18 protein-coding genes, 4 tRNA genes and 1 other annotated feature are annotated in these 19,663 nt (G+C 46.1%); of the genes, 19 read left to right on the forward strand and 3 right to left on the reverse strand.

Features of this window, described 5'->3' with window-relative positions:
• The first annotated feature begins 23 nt into the window (after positions 1 to 23).
• Positions 24 to 1,577, forward strand: coding sequence for an AbgT family transporter (locus ACJMM4_RS00120; protein WP_405382466.1), 1,554 nt, complete (start codon positions 24 to 26; stop codon positions 1,575 to 1,577).
• Between the two features lie 33 nt (positions 1,578 to 1,610).
• Complete coding sequence (gene pepT / locus ACJMM4_RS00125) at positions 1,611 to 2,861, forward strand: peptidase T (protein WP_405382468.1); 1,251 nt, start codon at positions 1,611 to 1,613, stop codon at positions 2,859 to 2,861.
• A gap of 56 nt (positions 2,862 to 2,917) precedes the next feature.
• On the opposite strand, the gene ACJMM4_RS00130 is transcribed toward pepT, so the two are convergent.
• Genes ACJMM4_RS00130 through tyrS form a run of 3 tightly spaced genes read right to left on the reverse strand, consistent with a single transcriptional unit; the run spans position 2,918 to position 6,390 of the window.
• On the reverse strand, positions 2,918 to 3,781 hold the full coding sequence (locus tag ACJMM4_RS00130; protein WP_405382470.1) for a P-loop NTPase: 864 nt from the start codon (positions 3,779 to 3,781) through the stop codon (positions 2,918 to 2,920).
• A gap of 2 nt (positions 3,782 to 3,783) precedes the next feature.
• Entirely contained in the window at positions 3,784 to 5,118 is a 1,335-nt protein-coding gene (gene brnQ, locus ACJMM4_RS00135) for a branched-chain amino acid transport system II carrier protein (protein ID WP_405382472.1), read from the reverse strand.
• A gap of 51 nt (positions 5,119 to 5,169) precedes the next feature.
• Positions 5,170 to 6,390 carry a tyrosine--tRNA ligase gene (gene tyrS, locus ACJMM4_RS00140; RefSeq protein ID WP_405382474.1) on the reverse strand — a complete coding sequence of 407 codons (1,221 nt, stop codon included), beginning with the start codon at positions 6,388 to 6,390 and terminating at the stop codon, positions 5,170 to 5,172.
• 236 nt (positions 6,391 to 6,626) lie between these two features.
• Here tyrS and ACJMM4_RS00145 point away from each other — a divergent pair, with 236 nt between their 5' ends.
• The 17 genes from ACJMM4_RS00145 (at position 6,627) to ACJMM4_RS00225 (ending at position 19,658) form a co-directional block, all read left to right on the forward strand.
• Positions 6,627 to 7,919 (forward strand): SH3 domain-containing protein, encoded by a 1,293-nt coding sequence (locus ACJMM4_RS00145; RefSeq protein WP_405382476.1) that lies wholly within the window; start codon positions 6,627 to 6,629, stop codon positions 7,917 to 7,919.
• Positions 7,920 to 7,951: 32 nt separating this feature from the next.
• Positions 7,952 to 9,439, forward strand: coding sequence for a leucyl aminopeptidase (locus ACJMM4_RS00150; protein ID WP_405382478.1), 1,488 nt, complete (start codon positions 7,952 to 7,954; stop codon positions 9,437 to 9,439).
• Positions 9,440 to 9,444: 5 nt separating this feature from the next.
• Positions 9,445 to 10,257, forward strand: coding sequence for a PHP domain-containing protein (locus tag ACJMM4_RS00155; protein ID WP_405380113.1), 813 nt, complete (start codon positions 9,445 to 9,447; stop codon positions 10,255 to 10,257).
• On the forward strand, positions 10,248 to 11,087 hold the full coding sequence (locus ACJMM4_RS00160) for an Asp23/Gls24 family envelope stress response protein (RefSeq protein ID WP_405380115.1): 840 nt from the start codon (positions 10,248 to 10,250) through the stop codon (positions 11,085 to 11,087). The genes ACJMM4_RS00155 and ACJMM4_RS00160 overlap by 10 nt, the downstream gene beginning before the upstream one ends.
• Positions 11,088 to 11,152: 65 nt before the next feature.
• Positions 11,153 to 11,260: a sequence feature (ribosomal protein L20 leader region), on the forward strand.
• Between the two features lie 53 nt (positions 11,261 to 11,313).
• A complete protein-coding gene (infC, locus tag ACJMM4_RS00165; RefSeq protein ID WP_405380119.1) occupies positions 11,314 to 11,817 on the forward strand; it encodes a translation initiation factor IF-3 in 504 nt (167 codons plus the stop codon).
• Between the two features lie 17 nt (positions 11,818 to 11,834).
• A complete protein-coding gene (gene rpmI / locus ACJMM4_RS00170; RefSeq protein WP_009145115.1) occupies positions 11,835 to 12,032 on the forward strand; it encodes a 50S ribosomal protein L35 in 198 nt (65 codons plus the stop codon).
• Positions 12,033 to 12,063: 31 nt separating this feature from the next.
• On the forward strand, positions 12,064 to 12,417 hold the full coding sequence (gene rplT, locus ACJMM4_RS00175) for a 50S ribosomal protein L20 (RefSeq protein ID WP_405380122.1): 354 nt from the start codon (positions 12,064 to 12,066) through the stop codon (positions 12,415 to 12,417).
• A 91-nt stretch (positions 12,418 to 12,508) separates the two neighbouring features.
• The gene (locus ACJMM4_RS00180) at positions 12,509 to 13,435 is read left to right on the forward strand and encodes an AEC family transporter (protein WP_405380124.1); all 927 of its coding nucleotides are present in this window, start codon (positions 12,509 to 12,511) and stop codon (positions 13,433 to 13,435) included.
• A gap of 52 nt (positions 13,436 to 13,487) precedes the next feature.
• The gene (locus ACJMM4_RS00185; protein WP_405380126.1) at positions 13,488 to 14,822 is read left to right on the forward strand and encodes a TrkH family potassium uptake protein; all 1,335 of its coding nucleotides are present in this window, start codon (positions 13,488 to 13,490) and stop codon (positions 14,820 to 14,822) included.
• Positions 14,823 to 14,835: 13 nt separating this feature from the next.
• Positions 14,836 to 15,498, forward strand: coding sequence for a potassium channel family protein (locus tag ACJMM4_RS00190; protein ID WP_405382480.1), 663 nt, complete (start codon positions 14,836 to 14,838; stop codon positions 15,496 to 15,498).
• The gene (locus tag ACJMM4_RS00195) at positions 15,498 to 16,283 is read left to right on the forward strand and encodes a TrmH family RNA methyltransferase (RefSeq protein ID WP_405382482.1); all 786 of its coding nucleotides are present in this window, start codon (positions 15,498 to 15,500) and stop codon (positions 16,281 to 16,283) included. Before ACJMM4_RS00190 ends, ACJMM4_RS00195 begins: the two co-directional genes overlap by 1 nt.
• Before the next feature lie 52 nt (positions 16,284 to 16,335).
• Positions 16,336 to 16,420, forward strand: a tRNA-Tyr gene (locus ACJMM4_RS00200).
• A gap of 9 nt (positions 16,421 to 16,429) precedes the next feature.
• A tRNA-Met gene (locus ACJMM4_RS00205) sits at positions 16,430 to 16,505 on the forward strand.
• 9 nt (positions 16,506 to 16,514) lie between these two features.
• Positions 16,515 to 16,590 (forward strand) — tRNA-Thr (locus tag ACJMM4_RS00210).
• A 131-nt stretch (positions 16,591 to 16,721) separates the two neighbouring features.
• Positions 16,722 to 16,798 (forward strand) — tRNA-Met (locus tag ACJMM4_RS00215).
• 146 nt (positions 16,799 to 16,944) lie between these two features.
• On the forward strand, positions 16,945 to 18,186 hold the full coding sequence (locus tag ACJMM4_RS00220) for an HlyC/CorC family transporter (protein ID WP_405382484.1): 1,242 nt from the start codon (positions 16,945 to 16,947) through the stop codon (positions 18,184 to 18,186).
• A gap of 245 nt (positions 18,187 to 18,431) precedes the next feature.
• Positions 18,432 to 19,658, forward strand: a complete 1,227-nt coding sequence (locus tag ACJMM4_RS00225; RefSeq protein WP_405382497.1) for an NADP-dependent malic enzyme — start codon at positions 18,432 to 18,434, stop codon at positions 19,656 to 19,658.
• Positions 19,659 to 19,663: the final 5 nt, after the last annotated feature.

A 19,663-nucleotide genomic window follows, 5' to 3' on the forward strand; every position in this document is an offset into this window, starting at 1 on the left:
TAGTTAAGGAGTTGATTTTTTTAATGCAAGAAACACAGAAAAAATCCCAATCCGGCGGTTTACTGGGCCTGATTGAAAGAGTAGGTAATAAGATTCCCGATATTACCATCCTCTTTATTGGTGCCTTTGTAATTTGCTGCTTGATGTCCGCGGTGCTGTCCACCATGCATTTCGGCTACGTGCACCCCACTACCGGTAAAGAGATTGTCGTAAATAATATGCTCAGCGGTAAGAATTTAGTAACACTGCTTAGCAAAATGGTATCCAACTATTCCGGCTTCCCTCCGCTGGGTATGGTAATCGTTGCTACTTTGGGTATCGGTATTGCTGATGGCTCCGGCTATATCAACACTGCCTTGAAGAAAATCCTTGCCATTACCCCTAAAGTTTTAATCACCCCGATTATTATTTTAGTTGGTATGCTGAGCCATCTGGGTCCTGATACCGGCTATGTTATCATTATTCCTGTTGCTGCCTACATGTTCTATGCTACCGGTAAGCATCCTTTGGCTGGCATTGGCGCCTCCTTTGCAGGTATCGCCGGCGCATTCGCAGCTAACTACACTCCGTCTGCCATTGACCCGGTAATTCAAGGCTTCACCCAAAGCGCAGCCCAGATTATCGACCCCACTTATCAAGTAAACGTACTGTGCAACTATTTCTACGCTTTTGGTGCTACCTTTGTCGTAATCCCCAGCTGCTGGTACGTAACTGAAAAGGTTGTAGAGCCCTGGCTGTGGAAAAACTGCCCTCTGGATGCAGATATCGATGTAGGCGAAGACGGTAATACCGAAGTTACTCCTAAAGAAAACCGTGCTTTCTACGCTGCTACTGCGGTGCTTTTAGCAATGACTGCAGGCCTGGTTGCCCTGCTTATTCCCCAAGATTCCATTTTGCGCGATGCTAATGGTATGCTGGCAAGCTTCAAAGCTCCTGTAATGCAATCCATTGTTTCCTTGCTCTTCATCTTCACCGGTGCTGTGGGCTTGGTATATGGTGTATTGGTAGGCAAGTTTAAATCCTCCAAGGATGTAACTAAAGCTATGGAAGATATTACCAAAACCTTGGTACAATTAATCGTATTCTACTTCTTTGCTGCGCAGTTCCTCTACGCCTTCGGCGCATCCAATATGGGCGCCTTGATTGCTGTAGCAGGTGCAGAATTCTTGAAATCTTTGGCACTGCCTCCCCAAGTTACCGTTTTCGGTATCATTATTTTCGTTGCCTTCCTGAACCTGATTATTACCTCTGCTTCTGCAAAATGGGCAATTTTGGCACCGATCTTCGTACCCATGCTTATGGCAGTAGGCATTGCTCCGGAGCTTACCCAGGTTGCTTTCCGTGTCAGTGACTCTGCTGTAAACGTTGTTACCCCCATGTTTGCCTTCTATCCTTTAATTATTTTGTACTGCCAAAAATATGTTAAGAGCGCAGGTATCGGTACTCTCAGTTCCCTGATGCTGCCCTATACCATTGCCCTTTTGGTAAGTCTTACTATTATGCTGTACATCTTCTGGGGCTTGGATATTCCCTTAGGTCTGCAAGCAGACTATGTATATCCTCGCAGAATGATGTAAGCAAGCTTTAATTTTGAAAGGAAGTCCTGAATTATGAAATCCATGCAAGAACGTCTGACCGAGCGCTTTCTGCGTTATGCCGCAGTTAGCTCTCAAAGTGTTGAGGGTTCCGCAGTTGTGCCCTCCACCCCCGGCCAATGGGAATTGGCAAAGCTGTTAAAAGAAGATTTGGCAGCTTTGGGCGTAGTTGATTTAGAAATTAGCGAGTACTGCGTACTCACCGGTCGTCTGCCTGGCAATCTGCCTGCAGGCTACCACAAGGTTCCCACTGTTGGCTGGGTAGCACATTTGGACACGGTTAATGTTAACCTGTCCCCCGATGTACATCCGCAAATTGTGAAGAACTACCAAGGTGGCGACGTACTGCTGAACGCTGAAAAACAAATTTACATTAAAGTAAGCGAGCATCCCGAATTGGAAAAATACATTGGTAGCGATTTGATTACCTCCGATGGTACTTCCGTACTGGGCGCAGATAACAAAGCTGCTATTGCCAACCTGTTGGTAGCACTGGAAACTCTTCACGAGGATGCAAGCATTCTCCATGGCGATATTTATGTATGCTTCGTTCCTGACGAGGAAGTTGGCCTGTGCGGTAGCAAGAAAATGGACTTTAGCAAATTTCCCGTCGATTTTGCTTATACCATTGACTGCTGCGAATTGGGCGAAGTTGTATACCAAACCTTCAATGCAGGCAGCGCTACTATTAAAGTACAGGGCGTAACTGCTCATCCCATGAGCGCTAAGAACACTTTGGTTAATCCTACCTTGGTAGCAGTGGACGTTATCAACTGCTTAGACCGTATGCAGACTCCTGAGCACACGGAAGGTACTGAAGGTTTTATCTGGGTAGAATCCATGCAGACCAATGTGTCCGAGGCTACCTTGAACCTGAAGATTCGCGACCATTCCAAGCCTATGTACGAAGCTCGCAAGAAATTTATTGCTGATGCTGTGGAATATGTAAAGGCTAAGAATCCTAAGGCAAAAGTCGAGATGCAGATTGTGGACGTATATGGCAATATTGCTGACGCTATTAACGATGAAAACCGTGTATGCGTTGACCATATCTTTGAAGCTATGTCCGAATTGGGCATTACTCCCAAGGATATTGCTATGCGTGGCGGTACTGATGGCTCCTTTATTTCCACTAAAGGCATTCCCACTCCCAACTACTTCACCGGTGCCCATAACTTCCATTCCTATTGCGAATTTATGCCCATGGATGCAGTAGAAAAGAGCTGCCAAATGACCTTGAAGCTTATTGAGCTGATTACAAAATAAGAGCAAAAAATTAACGCCGTGGTGAAAACCACGGCGTTTTTGTATGCTTGGATATATTATTCTTTAAATGCGTTGGCTACATATTCACAGCAAGCGTCGATCTCAGGAAGCTGTACTTCGTGAATCTTGCCTGCATCGCAAGCAGCGGCAATGGCAGGATCGATGGGAAGACGCGCTAAAATCTTGAGACCGTAAGCATCGGCAGTTTCCTGCAGGTGACTGGGACCGAAGATTTGGTAATCCTTATCATTGTCGGGGCAGTGGAAGTAAGAGTAGTTTTCTACTAAGCCCAAGATGGGAATGTTCATCATCTTCGCCATTTTTACTGCTTTCGCAACGATCATGGAAACCAGCTCTTGGGGAGAAGTTACAACGATGATACCATTCACAGGCAGGGATTGGAAAACGGTCAAAGGCACGTCGCCTGTTCCGGGAGGCATATCCACAAACATCCAATCAATATCCGCCCAAATTACATCGCTCCAGAATTGTTTTACCATGCCGGCGATGAGGGGACCGCGCCATACGACGGGGTCGGACTCGTTGGGCAGGAACATATTGGCAGAGATAACCTCGATGCCGCTGGGAGCAGTTTGGGGCAGAATACCGATTTCGCTAGCTTTAGCTTTACCTTTTACGCCCAAGTTTTTGCTCATGGAGGGACCGGTAATATCCGCATCAAGCACGCCTACACGTTGACCGCGACGCTGCATAGCGCAAGCCATCATAGCAGTGACAAGGGATTTACCTACACCGCCTTTGCCGCTGACTACGGCGATAACTTTCTTAACGCTGCTCATTTCGTTGAGCTTAGCGGAAAAATCTTCTGCTTCGTGATGACCGCCGTTAGCGGAGGGGCAGCCTTCGCAGCTGCTGCGGCCGCAGGAAGAAGCATTGCTGCATTGTTGTTCATTACTCATGGTTATTTACCTTCCTTAGAAAAAATGAGGCGGTAAAGGAAGCCTAGCAGGATACCGCCAAAGCAGGGGAAAACCCAGCCGAAACCGATATCGAAGAGGGGCAGGTATTCCGTCAGCACTCTGTCCAAAGCGCGGATGTTGACGCCGCCGGCGCGGAGACCGTCGAACAGGGCGAACAACGTGGTTAAGGACAGGCAGGCACGGAAAATAACTTTATCGCGATGGAAAATGCTTTGACCAATGTTAAGGATAACGATGGCAATAACAATGGGGTAAAGCATACAGATTACGGGGATGGAGAATTTGATAATATTGCTGAGACCAAAGTTGGCAACCACCAAACTAAAAAGGGAAATGTACAGGCACAGCCGTTGGTAGGATACCTGGCCCTTACTCAGTTCGTGGAAGTAGCCGCTGATAGAAGTGGTGATACCGATAGAGGTGGTGATGCAGGCGCAGAAAATAATCAACGCCAAGATGATCTGACCGGGGAAACCCATGTAGTATACGCAAATCATATTCAGCAGCTGGCCACCGTTGGAAACGATACCGAAAGCTTCGGTGCTGACAGCACCTGCATAGGACAGGGCACTGTAAATCAAAGCAAGGCAGATGGCGGCAATAATACCTGCGTAAACTACCATGCGTGTCAGCAGTTTGTGGTCCTTGATACCTTGGTTTTCAATGGCTTTAATTACCAGCGAGCCAAAGAGCAAAGAGCACAGAAGATCCATGGTGTTATAGCCTTCTTGGAAACCCTTGAAGAAAGCGGCATTCTTATAGATGCCGTTGGCGGGATAAAGGCTGCCCATGGGATTGGTCAGGACAAAGATAATCAGCACGCCTAGGCAGAAAAGCAAAAGGGGACTTAAAACTTTGCCAATATTATCGATGATTTTGGAGGGATTAACGGATAAAAAATAGCTTAATCCGAAGAAAAACACGGAGTATGCCATAAGTGCCGTGGTTCCCCAGCCTGCGGGAAGAAGACTTAAAATACCGGTGTCGAAGGATACGGCGCAGGTACGGGGGATGGCGAAAAAGGGACCAATGCTTAAAGCGCAGAGGATGGTCACGATGCGTCCGTAAAGCGGACTAACAGGACTAGCCATGGCGTCTGGGTTATCAGCGCGGACGATAGCCATAGCCAAAATGCCCAGCAGGGGGAAGCCTACGCCGCTAAGGCAGAAGCCTATAGTAGCACTAGAAAGGTTTTCACCGGCCAATTGTCCTAGCACCGGCGGAAAAATCAAGTTGCCGGCGCCGAAGAAAAAGGAAAAAAGCATTAAGCCTATGGGCAGAATTTTGCCAAAGCTTATTTCAGATTCATTATGCATCAGTTAACTCCTATAAAACGAAATCCCCTCATTATTATAGGTTGGGTTAAATTATTTTACTAACAGACGGAAATATTTCTTTTTGCCTTTGCGGATGAGCAGGCTCTTGTCAGCATCGAAAAGGTCTTCGCTGAGAGCTGCTTCCGGGTCGCTGAGAACGGAGTCTTTAACGGTGAGACCGCCTTGAGCGATCATTTGGCGTGCTTCGCGTTTGCTGCTGAACACTTTAGCAGCGGTGAGTACGTCAATAACCTTGGCAGTCATTTGTTCTGCAGTGATTTCGATGGTAGGTACGTTCTCTAAGTTTACGCCGCCGCCGAACAGAGCTTCTGCAGCTTCTTGGGCTTTACGCGCTTCTTCTTCGCCATGTACCAGTTTGGTAACTTCGTAAGCCAATACTTTTTTAGCTTCGTTGATAGCTGCGTCCTTCAGGGATGCCAAACGGTGTACTTCGTCCATGGGCAGGTAGGTCAACAGGCTCAAGCAGTTTTCTACGTCGCCGTCGTTAACATTGCGCCAGTATTGGTAGAAATCGTAGGGAGAAGTTTTCTCCGGATCCAGCCACAGGGCACCTTTTTCGGTTTTGCCCATTTTTTTGCCTTCGCTATTGGTCAACAGTTTGCAAGTCATGCAATAAGCAGGTTTTTGCTCTTTACGGCGGATTAATTCAACGCCGCCCAACATGTTGGACCATTGGTCGTCGCCACCCAATTCCATAACGCAGTTATAGTCTTGGTGCAGTTTCCAGAAGTCGTAGGACTGCATAATCATGTAGTTGAATTCGAAGAAGGTCAGACCTTTTTCCCAACGTTTTTTGAAGCATTCTGCGGTCAGCATACGGTTAACGGAGAAGTGTACGCCAACTTCGCGGAGCAGATTTACATAGTTCAAGTTTAGCAGCCAATCAGCGTTATTAGCGATGATTGCTTTGCCTTCGCTGAAGTCGATGAAACGGCTCATTTGTTTTTTGAAGCATTCGATATTATGGGCAATGAACTCAGGGGTGAGCATTTTGCGCATTTCGTCTTTGCCGGTGGGGTCGCCAACCATACCGGTGCCGCCGCCCAAAAGTACGATGGGGCGATGGCCTGCTTTTTGCATATGGCTCATCATCATCAGGGCGATGAAATGGCCTACATGGAGGCTGTCGGCAGTGGGGTCGAAGCCAATATAGAAGGTAATTTTTTCCTTTTCCAATAATTCTTTAATTTCATTTTCATGGGACATTTGCTTAATAAAGCCACGTTCCTGCAGTACGTCAAAGACAGACATCTTCTGACCTCCTTAAAATATTGCGGTCACCCTCTAAAAAAGGGTGTCTATTAAAGCTTGCAGCGGCTGCTGCTATGTAAGTAATAATACATTTAATTATAACAAATTGGTGATACATAAGCAAACAAAAACTGTAACATCTGCTTTTTTTATCCACTTTGCCTATCTCGTAGCAGGATTTTTTGCTTGTAACAAGAATTTAACAATAATAATTAATATTTTGAGGAGTGAAGACTTTGTTGTATAGATTGCTTTCTACCTTATTATTGAGCATTTTTCTTTTAGCAGTTCCTATGGCGGCAAGTGCTGCTGGTATTACCAATTATCCGCAGTTATTGACTGCAGACTATTGGACAGCAAAAAATCCTACAGGTGATAAGCTGATTTTAACTAGCGATGGTGTTACTGCTTTTAATACTAAAGTGCGCAATGCTTCCCGCAGTGTACCTAGCCTTTTAATCTATCCTGGTACTGTTAGCGGAGATGCTTTAAAGACGCGGATTATGAATTACCAAGTGCTGGAGGATGATTTGTATCTCCATGGTAATAAGGTTAGTGAACATTATAAGGACATCCTGAGAAAGCAGACTAACGTGAGCGCGATTCCCAATCGTGTGAACGTACGTTATGCCGTAACTGTACGCCGTACCCCTGTGCGCAATCTGCCTACAGGCGAAGGCTTGTACTATTACGCAGGGGAACGCAATTTTGACGTGCTGCAGGAAACCAGCCTTGACCCCGGTGAATCAGTAATCGTGCTCCATGAAAGCGCTAACAAATACTTCTACTATGTGCAGAGCGTTAATTACAGCGGTTGGGTAAGCAAGTTCAACCTTGGCTTTACGGACCGCAAAACTTGGCTGCAGTATGCAGACCCCAAGGAGTTTTTGGTAGTGACCGGTGCTAACGTCAGCCTCAAGACAGGCGCTGAACAGGTTGTGTACCAACAAGGCTCCCGTATGCTCTTAGATAGCGAGCAGGCTGCTACCTATACTGTGGAAGCACCTACTCGTGCTACTAACGGCAACCTACGTAAGGAAAAACTGCTTGTGCCCAAAACTGCCCAAGTGCATAAAGGTTATTTACCCTACACTGCCAATAATATTGTTAGGTCAGCCTTGGAGTTTATTAATATGCCCTACGGTTGGGGCGGACAAAAGAACAGTGTGGACTGCTCTTCCTTGGTGTTCAATGCTTATCGTACTGTGGGTGTGGTACTGCCTCGCGATGCTGATGAACAGGAAAATACTGCAGGTACTAAGACTTTGCTACAAGGTTTGGGTGATTCTGCTAAGACTGCAACTATTAAAGAGCTTACTCCCGGCGCCTGCCTGTACATGGACGGTCATGTGGTTATGTATCTTGGCGATATTAACGGTGTGCCTTATGCTATTCATTCTTTAGGCAGCTGTTTTGTTAATGGTCAGCGCCATGTAGTGATGAAGGTAGTTGTCAGCGATTTGAGTTTGCAACGCCTTAATGGGGAAACCTTCTTGGCAGAACTGAATAGCGCTATGGAATTTAAATAATGCGAAGTATGCTTATGGAGAAAGGACGATAAATGATGATTAATGGTTTTAATATTACTAGCGGTGGTGTGAATACCGCTGCTTATGATAATGCAGAGGGCATTGTCCTCTTCTTGTGCAAGGAGTGCTTGCAAGGATTAGGCAAGCTGGAACTTCCCTCTGCTGTAGCTAAGGCAGTGGAAGCGTACGCAGCTATCCATGAGGATATGTTTGAAATTGGCACTATTAACACCTTAACCCTGCCTCAAGGGGAAGGTCTGCTGACCGTTGTTGTAGCAGGCTGTGGCGAAGGTGCGGAGTGCAAGCCTGTGGCTTTTCGTAAGGCAGCAGGCGAAGCAGCTCGTGCTTTGCGCAAGGCGAAGGTGGGCAAGGCAGTATTGGCAGCGCCGATTCTGCTGAATCCCAAACGCGGAGCGTACGTGGAAGCGATTACCGAAGGTATTTACCTTGGCGCGTACACCTTTACCTTGTTCAAGAGCAAGGAAACCAAGCACAAGGAGTGCGAAGCTGTGCTGCTTTCCGCAGTGGCGGAAGCGGACGCTTTGGTGGCTAAGGCTGCCATTGCTGCAGAGGCAGTGTCCTACACCAGAGATTTGATTAATTTACCGGGAAATATTCTTAACCCTGTACTGATGGCTGACGAAGCTGTAAAGCTGGCACAGACTCTGCCCTTAGAAGTAGAAGTTTTAGACGAAACCTTTATGGAAATAAATAATATGCACGCTATTTTGGCAGTTGGCCAAGGTAGCAACAATCCGCCCCGTATGGTGGTCTTGAAGTATAATGGCGCAGGGGATGCACCCTATACTGCTTTCGTAGGCAAGGGTATTACCTTTGACAGCGGTGGTATTTCCATTAAGCCCGATGACAATATGGGTGAAATGAAGGACGATATGAGCGGTGCAGGCGCAGTTTTGGGCGCCATGAAGGCTATTGCGTCCTTGAAGCTAAAGTGCAATGTCATGGGCGTGCTTGCCTGTGCAGAGAATATGCCCGGGGGTAAGGCGCAACGCCCCGGTGACGTGGTACGTGCTGCCAACGGCAAAACTATCGAAGTTGTTTCTACCGATGCAGAAGGACGCATGGTTTTGGCGGATGCAGTGTGGTACGCTTGCCATTTGGGAGCGAAAAAGGTTATTGATATCGCTACTTTGACCGGTGCAGTAATTATTGCCTTGGGCAAGGAAACCAGCGGTATTGTAGCAAATGATGATAAAGTAGTGGAAGAAATCAAACTGGCAGGCAAATATGCCGGTGAAAATTATTGGCAGCTGCCCAGCTTGCCGGAGTGCAAAGAAGCTATCAAGAGTGATGTTGCGGATTTGTTGAACAGTGCAGGCCGCGCAGGCGGTTGTATTACCGGTGGCCTTTTCATCGGCGAATTTGTAGATGCAGGCATTCCTTGGGCGCATATTGATATTGGCGGTACTTCTACCGCAGAAAAAACTGCAGGCTGCAAGGTGAAGGGTGGCACAGGCTTTGGCACCTTGACACTGATTAAGCTTGCCGAAATGTTGTGATAACCATGTTAGTGGATTTACATATGCACAGCACCTTTTCCGATGGCCGTTATACGCCAACTCAGCTGGTACAGGAAGCAGTTGCCAAGGGGTTAAAGGTGATTGCCTTGACGGATCACGATTCCTGGAATGGCATAGAGGAAGCGTTGGCAGCAGCGCAAGGAACAGGGCTACGTGTTTTAACAGGTGTGGAACTGAGCACCCAATACGAGAAAGATTCCGTCCATGTGCTAGGCTACCACGTTTCTACAGCCTGCCAGCCTTTGCTGGAGCGGATGAACGAGATGCGCCACAAGCGGGAACATCGTTTGTTTGAAATGTTGGCGAAACTGGATAGTTTGGGCTATCATATTGAAGTTGATGCCTGCGACCCGAAGAACAGGGCAGTAGGACGTCCTCATGTGGCTAAAGCTTTGGTTGCCAAGGGCTATTTTAAAACAGTACAGGATGTTTTTGATGTACTGCTGCATCAAGGTGGTCCTGCCTACGTACCCCAGCCCAAGATGACTCCTGCTGAAGGCGTGGAGCTGATCCATAAGGCGGGGGGTATTGCCGTGTTGGCGCATCCTAGCGAATTGGCGGACATGACCTTGCCGGAACGCTTGCTGGCAGAGGTGCCTTTCGACGGACTGGAGGTATATCATCCCAGTGCGGCGACGCAGGAGCAGCAAGCCCATTGGTTGGCTTTAGCAAAGGAGCGTAACCTTTTAGTAGGCGGTGGCAGTGATTTCCACGCCATTCCCGACCGCTTCCCAAAAACTTTGGGAATTTGGCCTGTGGAGTATGAAGATGTTAAGGGTGTAATAGAATGGAAGTAGTAGCTTTTGTTGGTCCCAGTGGCACGGGCAAGAGCCATCATGCCATTGGTGTGGCCTTTGATAATAAGTGCGACGCCATTATTGACGATGGCTTGCTCATCAAAGGCACGAAAATTTTGGCAGGCACTTCTGCCAAGAACGAACAAAACAGAATCCAAGCCGTCAAGCGTGCTATCTTTACGGAAGACAGCCACGCTAAGCAGGTGCGGGAAGCTTTAGCTAAAAATGATATTAAACGTCTTTTGATTATTGCTACCTCAGACAATATGATTAACAAGATTGTGGGAAGGCTGCAGCTGAATCCCCCTGTTAAGACTGTGTATATCAACCAGATTGCCAGCAAGGCGGAGATTAAGAAGGCGCGTTATTCCAGGCTGCAGGAGGGCAAGCATATTGTGCCCGTACCTACGGTAGAACTGAAGCCCCATTTTACAGGCTACTTTGCGGACCTTCCCTATAACCTTTTTTCCAGCAAACGCCGGGAGGAGAAGGAAGCGGACCGTAGTATTGTGCGTCCTTCCTTTAGTTTCTACGGTAAGCTGCTGATTGCAGACAGCGCTATTGAGGATATTATCAATATCATCGGCGAAAAGCTGGAAGGCGTGGAGCGGGTAACGGATATTAAGGTACGCCGCCGCAGCGACAATAGCAAGGGTATTGTCATTAGCGTGGAAGTTATCCTGTACTATGGCGTGCAGCTTTTTGCAGTTACGCGCAAAATGCAGGCGAAGATTAAGGAAAAAGTGGAGTATATGACTGCTATGCAGGTGAAGAATGTCAATGTTTCCATCCGTAGCTTGGCAGTGCGTAACCATGGGCATCGCGGCTAAAATTTTTGTAAAAAAGATTACAAAAGAATGTTGACGTAGAAGAATAAATATGGTATCATATTTAGGTAACAAAGCAGAAGCCTCCCGCTTCTCACCTTGCGGTCGCACTCGACAGGGTTGGATATGATATTTTCATGCGGGTAGAAGCTTTCTGCCCGCATTTATTATTTTATAAGCAAACGCTTATCTGTGTTCCCGGAGGTGAATTGTCATAGCCAAAGAAAGCTTGCGCATTAACGAAGAAATTCGTGCCCGCGAGGTACGTGTTATAGCCGGTGACGGCGAACAGCTTGGCATTATGTCCAGCCGTGCTGCCCTGCAATTGGCAGTGGAAAAACACTTGGACTTGGTTGAGATTGCCCCCACTGCGAAACCGCCTGTGTGCAGAATTATGGACTACGGCAAGTTCCGCTACGAGCAGCAAAAACGTGAGAAGGAAGCTCGCAAGAAGCAAAAAACCTTCGACATTAAAGAAGTTAAGCTGCGCCCCGGTATCGAAGACCATGACTTTAACGTTAAGTACAAGAACGCAGTACGTTTCCTGGAAGATGGCGACAAAGTAAAAGTTACCATCATGTTCCGCGGTCGCGAACTGTCCCATCCTGAACTTGGCGAAGTGCTGCTGAAAAAGATGGCAGAGCAGCTTAAAGAAATTGCCGTCGTTGAAAGAGTGCCCAAATTAGAAGGCAAAAACATGATTATGATTGTTGCGCCTAAACCTGCTAAATAATAGAGGAGGAAATTACAATGCCTAAGATGAAAACCCGTAGAGCTGCTGCAAAGCGCTTCAAGAAAACCGCTTCCGGTGAATTCAAACATTTTAAAAACTTCAAGAGCCACATTCTGGAACATAAATCTCCTGCTCGTAAGAGAAACCTGCGCAAAGCTGCTCTGGTTCACAAGACCGACAAAGAGCATGTTGCAAAGATGCTGCCGTACGCTTAATAAGCAAGAGAATTAAAGGAGGAGACTAACAATGGCAAGAGTTAAAGTGGGCGTTACCGCTCATCGTCGTCATAAACACATTCTGAAACTGGCTAAAGGTTACTATGGTTCCCGCAGCAAACAATTCAAAAAAGCTAACGAGCTGGTTATGAAAGCTCTGAGCTATGCACGTCGCGACCGTCGCGCTAAAAAACGCGAATTCCGTCGTCTGTGGATCGCTCGTATCAACGCTGCTACCCGTGCTAACGGCATGAGCTACAGCCGTTTCATCTGCGGTCTGACCAAAGCTGGCATCAACCTGAACCGTAAAGTTCTGGCTGACATGGCTATTTTCGACGCAGCTGCTTTCGCTAAATTGGTAGAAGCTGCTAAAGCCGCTCTGTAATTTTATTACGTATATCAAGCCTGTTCCTTCGGGAGCAGGCTTTTATACATTCTGAAACATTCTTCAAAAATACAGTTTATTGGTGAGGGAAATGCTTGAGGTTTTAAGTAAGGCTGCGGCCTTCATTCTAATGATCCTGATTGGCTATTATAGCAAGAAAAAGGGAATGTTCACCCCTACAGATTATCAGCTGGTAGCCAAAATTATTCTCAATATCACGCTGCCTTGTGCAGTTATTTCCAGCTTTGCCCATTTCCAAATGGATTATTCCCTGTTTGCAGCGGTTGTTTTGGGCTTGCTTTTAAATATTTTCATGCTCTTGGTAGCGCTGCTTTTGACGAAGCGCGATACTAACGCTGCTAAAATTTTTTACATCTTCAGTTTGGCAGGGTGCAATATCGGTTGCTTTACCATGCCTTTTGTACAGGCGTTCTTAACACCTTTTGCCGTTATTGCTATCTGTATGTTCGACGTGGGCAACTCCATTATGTGCACGGGCATGACCTATGCTCTCACAGCTTCCTGCATTGGCTATGCGGACGGCACCAAGGATAAATTTAATGTGCGCAATATTGTGGACAAGCTGCTCCATTCTGCGCCGTTTATGGTCTATATCTCCATGCTTGCTTTGTCCGTAGCGGGCGTGCATTTTCCGGCGCCGGTCTATACTTTTACTAATTTAGTAGGTGCAGCCAATCCTTTTTTAAGTATGTTAATGATTGGCATGATGTTTGAAATTAAATTGGACAGAAGATCCTTGGGTTATATAAAAGAGCTTTTTGCTGTACGGTATGGCGTATGCCTAGCCTTAGCAGGTGCGTGCCTCTATTTTGCTCCTTTTGCTCAAGAGGTAAATTATGTAATAGCTTTGGGCATTTTGGCTCCTTGCACCATTATCGGCCCTATTTTTGTGGAAAAATTGGGTGGTAATGTGCAATTGGCGAGCTTGTTCAATTCTATTACCATTGTGGTCAGCGTGCTACTCTTTACAATGTTTTTTATAGTAACCAATTCATAAAAATGTTATAATATTGGAGGCAAAGCTATTCTCAGCATATGGAGGTGGGCGTGTGAAGAGTTTATTAAATACAATATCGAACATGAATCGCAGCATGCTCATCGGGATGTCTTTCGTTGTTCTGATAGCGGTTGGTACTTTGCTTCTGTTGCTGCCCTGGGCACGCACGGATGGCCAGTGGGGCAATCTTTTAGATACGCTGTTTACGGCAACCTCCGCTTCCTGCGTAACCGGTCTTGCAGTGCTGGACACAGGTAAAGACTTTACGCTTTTTGGTCAACTTGTCCTGATTTTTCTCATCCAAATAGGTGGCTTGGGCATTATGACCATCACCACTTTGCTGGCAGTGGGGCTGAAGAAACAAATTAATATCCGTCAACGGCTTTTGATTCAAGAATCTTTGAATATGGAAGATAATTCCGGTATTATCCGCCTGACTCTGCAGATTGTCAAATACAGCCTGCTTTTGGAGTTAGGCTTTGGCACGCTATTAGCATATCTCTTTTATGATGATTTTGGTGCTAAAGGCATCTACTGGGGCTACTGGCACGCCGTTTCTGCCTTTTGTAACGCAGGCTTCGATTTAATGGGTGGCTTTACTGCATTGCAGACTAACGTAGCAGCTAATCTTTGCTTTATCGTGCTGATTGTTGTGGGCGGCCTAGGCTTCACAGTTATTGGCGACTTGCTTAACAAGCACGGTTGGCGCAGCTATACGTTGCACACTAAATTGGTGCTTATTGCTAACGCAGTGATCTTTCTTGCAGGTACTGTTTGCATCTTCCTTTTGGAGAAGGGCAATGCTGCAACCTTGGGGACTCTTAATAGCGGGCAGCAAATGCTAGGTGCCTTGTTCCAGTCCGTTTCTTTGCGTACTGCAGGCTTCAATACTATCGATATCGCGTCCTGCGGTAATGCTACCTTGTTTTTTATGATGAGCTTGATGTTTATCGGTGCTTCTCCTACTTCAACCGGTGGCGGTATCAAAACAACTACCATTACGGTAGTCGCTGCTTCTGCCTACGCGTTGCTGCGCAATAGAAAAGATATCGTCTTTTTTGGCAGGCGGGTGGATGCTTCCTTGGTGCATAAAAGTAATAGCGTTTTCCTATTAGCTTTGATGTGGGTAGTAGTAGCAACGTTTTTGCTTTTGGTGTTGGATGATAAGGGACAGCCTTTTCAATTTGTTTTGTTTGAAGTTTTTTCTGCCATGGGTACTGTAGGCATGGGCGTGGGGATTACACCGGAGTGGAATGCTTATTGCAAACTGGTGTTGATTATTACCATGTTTATCGGGCGTATCGGCATTTTGACCTTTAGTATGTCCTTCTTGAATAAGAAAGTGGATAAACTCCGTTATCCTACAGAAAACATTTTGGTTGGCTAAAGAGGTAGTTGTAATGAGAAATAATAGAAAAAAACAGTTTTTAGTGGCTGGCTTGGGCTTATTCGGCAGTAGTGTAGCCTTAACCTTGCAACAGTTGGGCTATGATGTTCTGGCATTGGATGGGGACGAAAGTATTGTGCAGGATTTAAGCTCCCAACTTACTTACGTAGTGTGTGGTGACGCTGTGGACCGCAAAACGCTGCGTTCCATGAACTTAGATAATATTGATGTAGCGGTAGTTGCCATTGGCAACATCGAAAGCAATATGATGTGCACCATGATGTTGAAGGAAATGGGCGTGCCCCGAGTAATCTCCAAAGCGAAAAGCGAGCTGCATGGCGCTATGCTGAGCAAAATTGGTGCGGACAAAGTAGTTTATGCGGAAAAAGATATGGGCAAACGTGTGGCGCATAACTTGGTTTCCGATAGTGTTATGGATTATATCGAGCTTTCTGAAGAAATCAGCGTCATGAATTTGCAGGTTACCCCTGAGCTGATTGGCAAGAATTTGATCGAAGCTGATTTACGCGGACGCTATGATGTTAACGTGGTGGCGATAAAAAGAGGGGGAGTTACTATGGTCAACCCCAAAGCGCAGACTGTGTTTGAGCAAGGTGACGAAATCGTTGTTTTAGGCACTCATGAAGGTGTCAAGAAGATGGGAGTGGAATTCTAATGGAGCTAAGTGCTGTAAATAATCCTCAGGTGAAGGCTGCTGCAGAGCTGAAACAAAAGAAGCACCGCCAACAGCAGGGACTGTTTTTGGCAGAAGGCTTGCGGACGGTGGAGGAGGCGGTAGCCTATAAAGCTGCGCAGGCAATTTTCTATACTGCCGTTGAGGATGAACGCACTCGTGCTGTGTTAGAGCAGGCTGCTGCCCAAAATGTTAAGCTGGTGTGCGTTACTGAGCAAGTATTGAAGAAGATTGCGGATACGGAAACTCCTCAAGGCGTTATTGCTGTGTGCAAGATGCAGAAGGTCAGCTTGGAAGGCTTGATGGGCAGTGGCAAGATGCTGCTGGTGCTTGATAGAGTGGGTGATCCCGGTAATGTAGGCACCATGCTGCGTACAGCTGATGCTGCAGGCATTGGCGGTGTGGTGCTGTTGAAGGGCTGCGTTGATATTTACGCTCCTAAGACAGTGCGTTCTTCCATGGGCTCTTTGTTCCATGTGCCTGTGCTTAGCGGTATGGATGAGAATGAATTCATTATGTGCGCCCAAAGAGCAGGTTACGAGCTTTTGGTAACCTGTCTGGATGGTGCAGATAATCTGTATAAGGCTGATTTAAGCGGCCGTTTGGCGTTTGTTATGGGTAACGAGGCCAACGGTGTTAGCGATACTTTATTGCAGGCTGCGGATAAGCGCGTGTATATCCCTATGGCGGGGAAGGCAGAGTCCTTGAATGTGGCAATGGCTGCAGGTATAGTAATGTTTGAAGCATTGCGGAGAAAAATGTTGTAAAAAAGTAGTTGACAGCTTGGCTGAATAGTAGTATAATAACCATGTTGTCTACGGAGAGGTTCCCGAGTGGCTAAAGGGAGCAGACTGTAAATCTGCCGCGTTTCGCTTCGTTGGTTCGAATCCAACCCTCTCCACCAACATAATATCGCGGGGTGGAGCAGTTGGTAGCTCGTCGGGCTCATAACCCGAAGGTCGGTGGTTCAAGTCCGCCCCCCGCAACCAACTTAATATGCTGATGTAGCTCAGTCGGCAGAGCGTATCCTTGGTAAGGATAAGGTCACCAGTTCAATCCTGGTCATCAGCTCCATTTGTTGTTAAGCATCAGAAGTGCTAAGATACAAGGCGTGATGAGATTGTGAAGCGAAGCTGTACTAAATGGTACTGCGAGCGAGCAATCGCAATCGCAACGAAGCAGATTGGCGCTTATGGTGATTATATGGCGGCGTAGCTCAGTTGGCTAGAGCATGCGGTTCATACCCGCAGTGTCCGCGGTTCGAATCCGTGCGCCGCCACCAACTGAAACTAGAGGCTTCCTGATTATGGGAAGTCTTTTTTGTATTTATTTAATGTTTGTGGAAAACAATTTATTCTGTTACAATATTATTACTGTATGCTGCTATAGTGCAGCCGTTGTTTTATTTTATTTGTAAAGGAGATAGTTATGGACCACCTACCCAGTATATTGGCTATTATTGTTTGTGTTGTTATGAGTGCTTTTTTCAGCGCTGCGGAAACTGCCTATTCTTCGCTTAATAAAACGAGGCTTAAAGTGCTTGCTGATGCAGGGGATCAAAAGGCTGCTTTGGCTCTGAGTTTGGCAGAGGATTATAATAGATTACTGTCTACCATTCTTATCGGTAACAATATAGTTAATATCGCTGTAGCGTCTATTAGTACGCTGTTATTCGTTGAACTGTATGGCGACTTTGGTGCTACCGTTTCTACTGTTGTCATTACTGCTGTTATTTTGATCTTTGGCGAGATTACGCCTAAAAGTATAGCTAAGGACGCACCTGAAAGTTTGGCTAGAAATTTTGCTGCTATGCTGAAATTCTTGCAGTGGCTTTTAACACCGTTGACTTTTATTTTTTCTCATTGGAAGTTGTTGGTGAATAGATTCTTTGGTTCCGGTGATGAAACCAAGATGTCCCAAGAAGAACTGCTGATGTTGGTAGAGGAGGTTCGCCAGGAAGGCGCTATTGATAAGAGCGAAGGCGAGCTGTTGAAGAACGCTATTGAGTTTCGTGATGTGCAGGCGGAGGATATTCTTACGCCCCGTGTTGATTTGGAAGCGGTAAGCATTGACGATAGTAAAGAAGTTATTGGTAAAAAGTTTACTGAGACCCATTATTCCCGTCTGCTTGTTTATGATGGCTCTATTGATAATATTGTGGGCGTAATTAACCAAAAAGATTTCTATGTCAATGGTGGCGTAGCTGCCCAGACTTTAACGGAAATAATGACTCCGCCGGTATTTGTACACCAATACGAGCATGTACGCAATTTGCTCAAAGAACTGCAATGTAAGAAATCTCATATTGCTGTAGTTGTGGATGAGTATGGCGGCACCTTGGGCATTGTTACTATGGAAGATATATTGGAAGAATTGGTTGGCGAAATTTGGGATGAACATGACGAGGTGGAGGCTGATTTTGAAAAGTTGGCTGTAGATACATATCGTGTTGATTGCAAGGTAACGCTAACGGATTTTGAAGATTTCTTCAATCTTAAGTTAGATTCTGAAAGTGTATCCGTAGGTGGCTGGATTATGGAGCATTTAAACCATATTCCGGTGAAAGGCGAAGCTTTTACTGTTGAACATTTAGAGATTACTGTGACCGATGTTGACGCACATCGAGTATTCTTTGTTACTGTTAAACAAAGCCCCAAAGAGGAAGAATAAGTTGGGAGCTTGAGTCAAACCTAAACAAAAATTTGACAAGTTGTGTAGATGTAATGAAAGTCAGTAAAGCGAGGTAGTTATGCTGCCTCGCTTTTTTATATGCTAAGATGCCTTTTCTCATAAATTTTTCAAAAATAAATTGCGCAGATGCTCCATTTCACATTGATTTTGCTTGCAATATTGGTATGGTTCATATATAATTAGCGTATACTAAATAACACCAATTGGAGGCAAATTGTATGACAATGACACTGCGTGAAGAAGCTTTAAAATTGCATTTAGAAAATAATGGCAAAATTGCTGTAGTTAGCAAAGTCCCTATTGCTAGTCGCCATGATTTGGCTGTTGCATACACCCCGGGTGTTGCAGAACCTTGCAAAGACATTAAAGAAGACAAGAACCTTTCTTTTGAATATACCTGCCGTGGCAACATGGTTGCTATCTGCACCGACGGCACTCGTGTACTGGGCTTGGGCGATATCGGCCCGGAAGCCGCTATTCCCGTAATGGAAGGCAAAGCTGCATTGTTTAAAACCTTTGGCGATGTAGACGCTGTTCCTGTTTGCATTGATACCAAAGATCCGGAAGAATTTATCCGCACTGTAAAACTGTTAGAACCTAACTATGCAGGCATTAACTTGGAAGATATTTCTTCTCCCAAATGCTATGACATCGAAGACAGACTGAAAGAAATTTCTGATATTCCTGTTTTCCATGATGACCAACATGGTACTGCCATTGCTTGCTTGAGCGCAGTATTGGGCGGTCTGCGTTATTTGAAGAAGGATTTCCGTACTGCCAAATTCGTAGTTAATGGTTGCGGTGCTGCAGGTAGCGCCATTGGCCGTTTGTTGGTAAGTATGGGTGCACAAGATGTAACCATGGTTGACCGTTGGGGTATTCTCTACGAAGGTATTGACCAAAAACTGGACCGTGTGCAAGCGTTCTTGGCGCAACACACCAATAAAGAACATAAACAAGGCACTCTTGCTGATGCGGCCAAAGGTGCCGATGTTCTGATTGGCGCTTCCGCTCCCAATGTTTTCACTAAAGAAATTATGCAAAGTATGGCTGAGAAAAACATCGTTTTTGCTTTGGCTAACCCCGTTCCGGAAACTAGCTATGATGCGGCTAAGGAAGCAGGCGTAACTGTTGCAGGCACCGGCCGCAGCGATAGACCGAACCAAGTTAACAATGTTACCGTATTCCCCGGCGTATTCCGTGGCGCTATTGATGTACGTGCCCGCGCTATTACCGAAGAAATGAAGGTTGCTGCAGTTTTTGCCATTGCTAATCTGATTGACGAAAAGGATCTGCGTGAAGATTACGTAGTTCCCAATGCTTTCGATCCCCGCGTAGCACCTGCTGTAGCTGCCGCTGTAGCTAAGGTTGCTATTGAAACCGGTCTGGCGCGTAAAATCGTAGACCCCGAGGTTGTAAGAGCTAACACTGCTAAACGTCTTGCCCGTTAAGGAGG

It is taken from the genome of Phascolarctobacterium sp. (genome assembly GCF_045124115.1).
Taxonomy (GTDB): Bacteria; Bacillota; Negativicutes; order Acidaminococcales; family Acidaminococcaceae; genus Phascolarctobacterium_A.

Excerpts from the sequence above, each read along its gene's own strand:
- ACJMM4_RS00120 (WP_405382466.1), top strand. The coding sequence starts at position 24 with ATGCAAGAAACACAGAAAAAATCCCAATCCGGCGGTTTACTGGGCCTG.
- pepT (WP_405382468.1), top strand. The coding sequence starts at position 1,611 with ATGAAATCCATGCAAGAACGTCTGACCGAGCGCTTTCTGCGTTATGCC.
- ACJMM4_RS00130 (WP_405382470.1), bottom strand. The coding sequence starts at position 3,781 with ATGAGTAATGAACAACAATGCAGCAATGCTTCTTCCTGCGGCCGCAGC.
- brnQ (WP_405382472.1), bottom strand. The coding sequence starts at position 5,118 with ATGCATAATGAATCTGAAATAAGCTTTGGCAAAATTCTGCCCATAGGC.
- tyrS (WP_405382474.1), bottom strand. The coding sequence starts at position 6,390 with ATGTCTGTCTTTGACGTACTGCAGGAACGTGGCTTTATTAAGCAAATG.
- ACJMM4_RS00150 (WP_405382478.1), top strand. The coding sequence starts at position 7,952 with ATGATGATTAATGGTTTTAATATTACTAGCGGTGGTGTGAATACCGCT.
- ACJMM4_RS00155 (WP_405380113.1), top strand. The coding sequence starts at position 9,445 with ATGTTAGTGGATTTACATATGCACAGCACCTTTTCCGATGGCCGTTAT.
- ACJMM4_RS00160 (WP_405380115.1), top strand. The coding sequence starts at position 10,248 with ATGGAAGTAGTAGCTTTTGTTGGTCCCAGTGGCACGGGCAAGAGCCAT.
- rpmI (WP_009145115.1), top strand. The coding sequence starts at position 11,835 with ATGCCTAAGATGAAAACCCGTAGAGCTGCTGCAAAGCGCTTCAAGAAA.
- rplT (WP_405380122.1), top strand. The coding sequence starts at position 12,064 with ATGGCAAGAGTTAAAGTGGGCGTTACCGCTCATCGTCGTCATAAACAC.
- ACJMM4_RS00180 (WP_405380124.1), top strand. The coding sequence starts at position 12,509 with ATGCTTGAGGTTTTAAGTAAGGCTGCGGCCTTCATTCTAATGATCCTG.
- ACJMM4_RS00190 (WP_405382480.1), top strand. The coding sequence starts at position 14,836 with ATGAGAAATAATAGAAAAAAACAGTTTTTAGTGGCTGGCTTGGGCTTA.
- ACJMM4_RS00195 (WP_405382482.1), top strand. The coding sequence starts at position 15,498 with ATGGAGCTAAGTGCTGTAAATAATCCTCAGGTGAAGGCTGCTGCAGAG.
- ACJMM4_RS00220 (WP_405382484.1), top strand. The coding sequence starts at position 16,945 with ATGGACCACCTACCCAGTATATTGGCTATTATTGTTTGTGTTGTTATG.
- ACJMM4_RS00225 (WP_405382497.1), top strand. The coding sequence starts at position 18,432 with ATGACACTGCGTGAAGAAGCTTTAAAATTGCATTTAGAAAATAATGGC.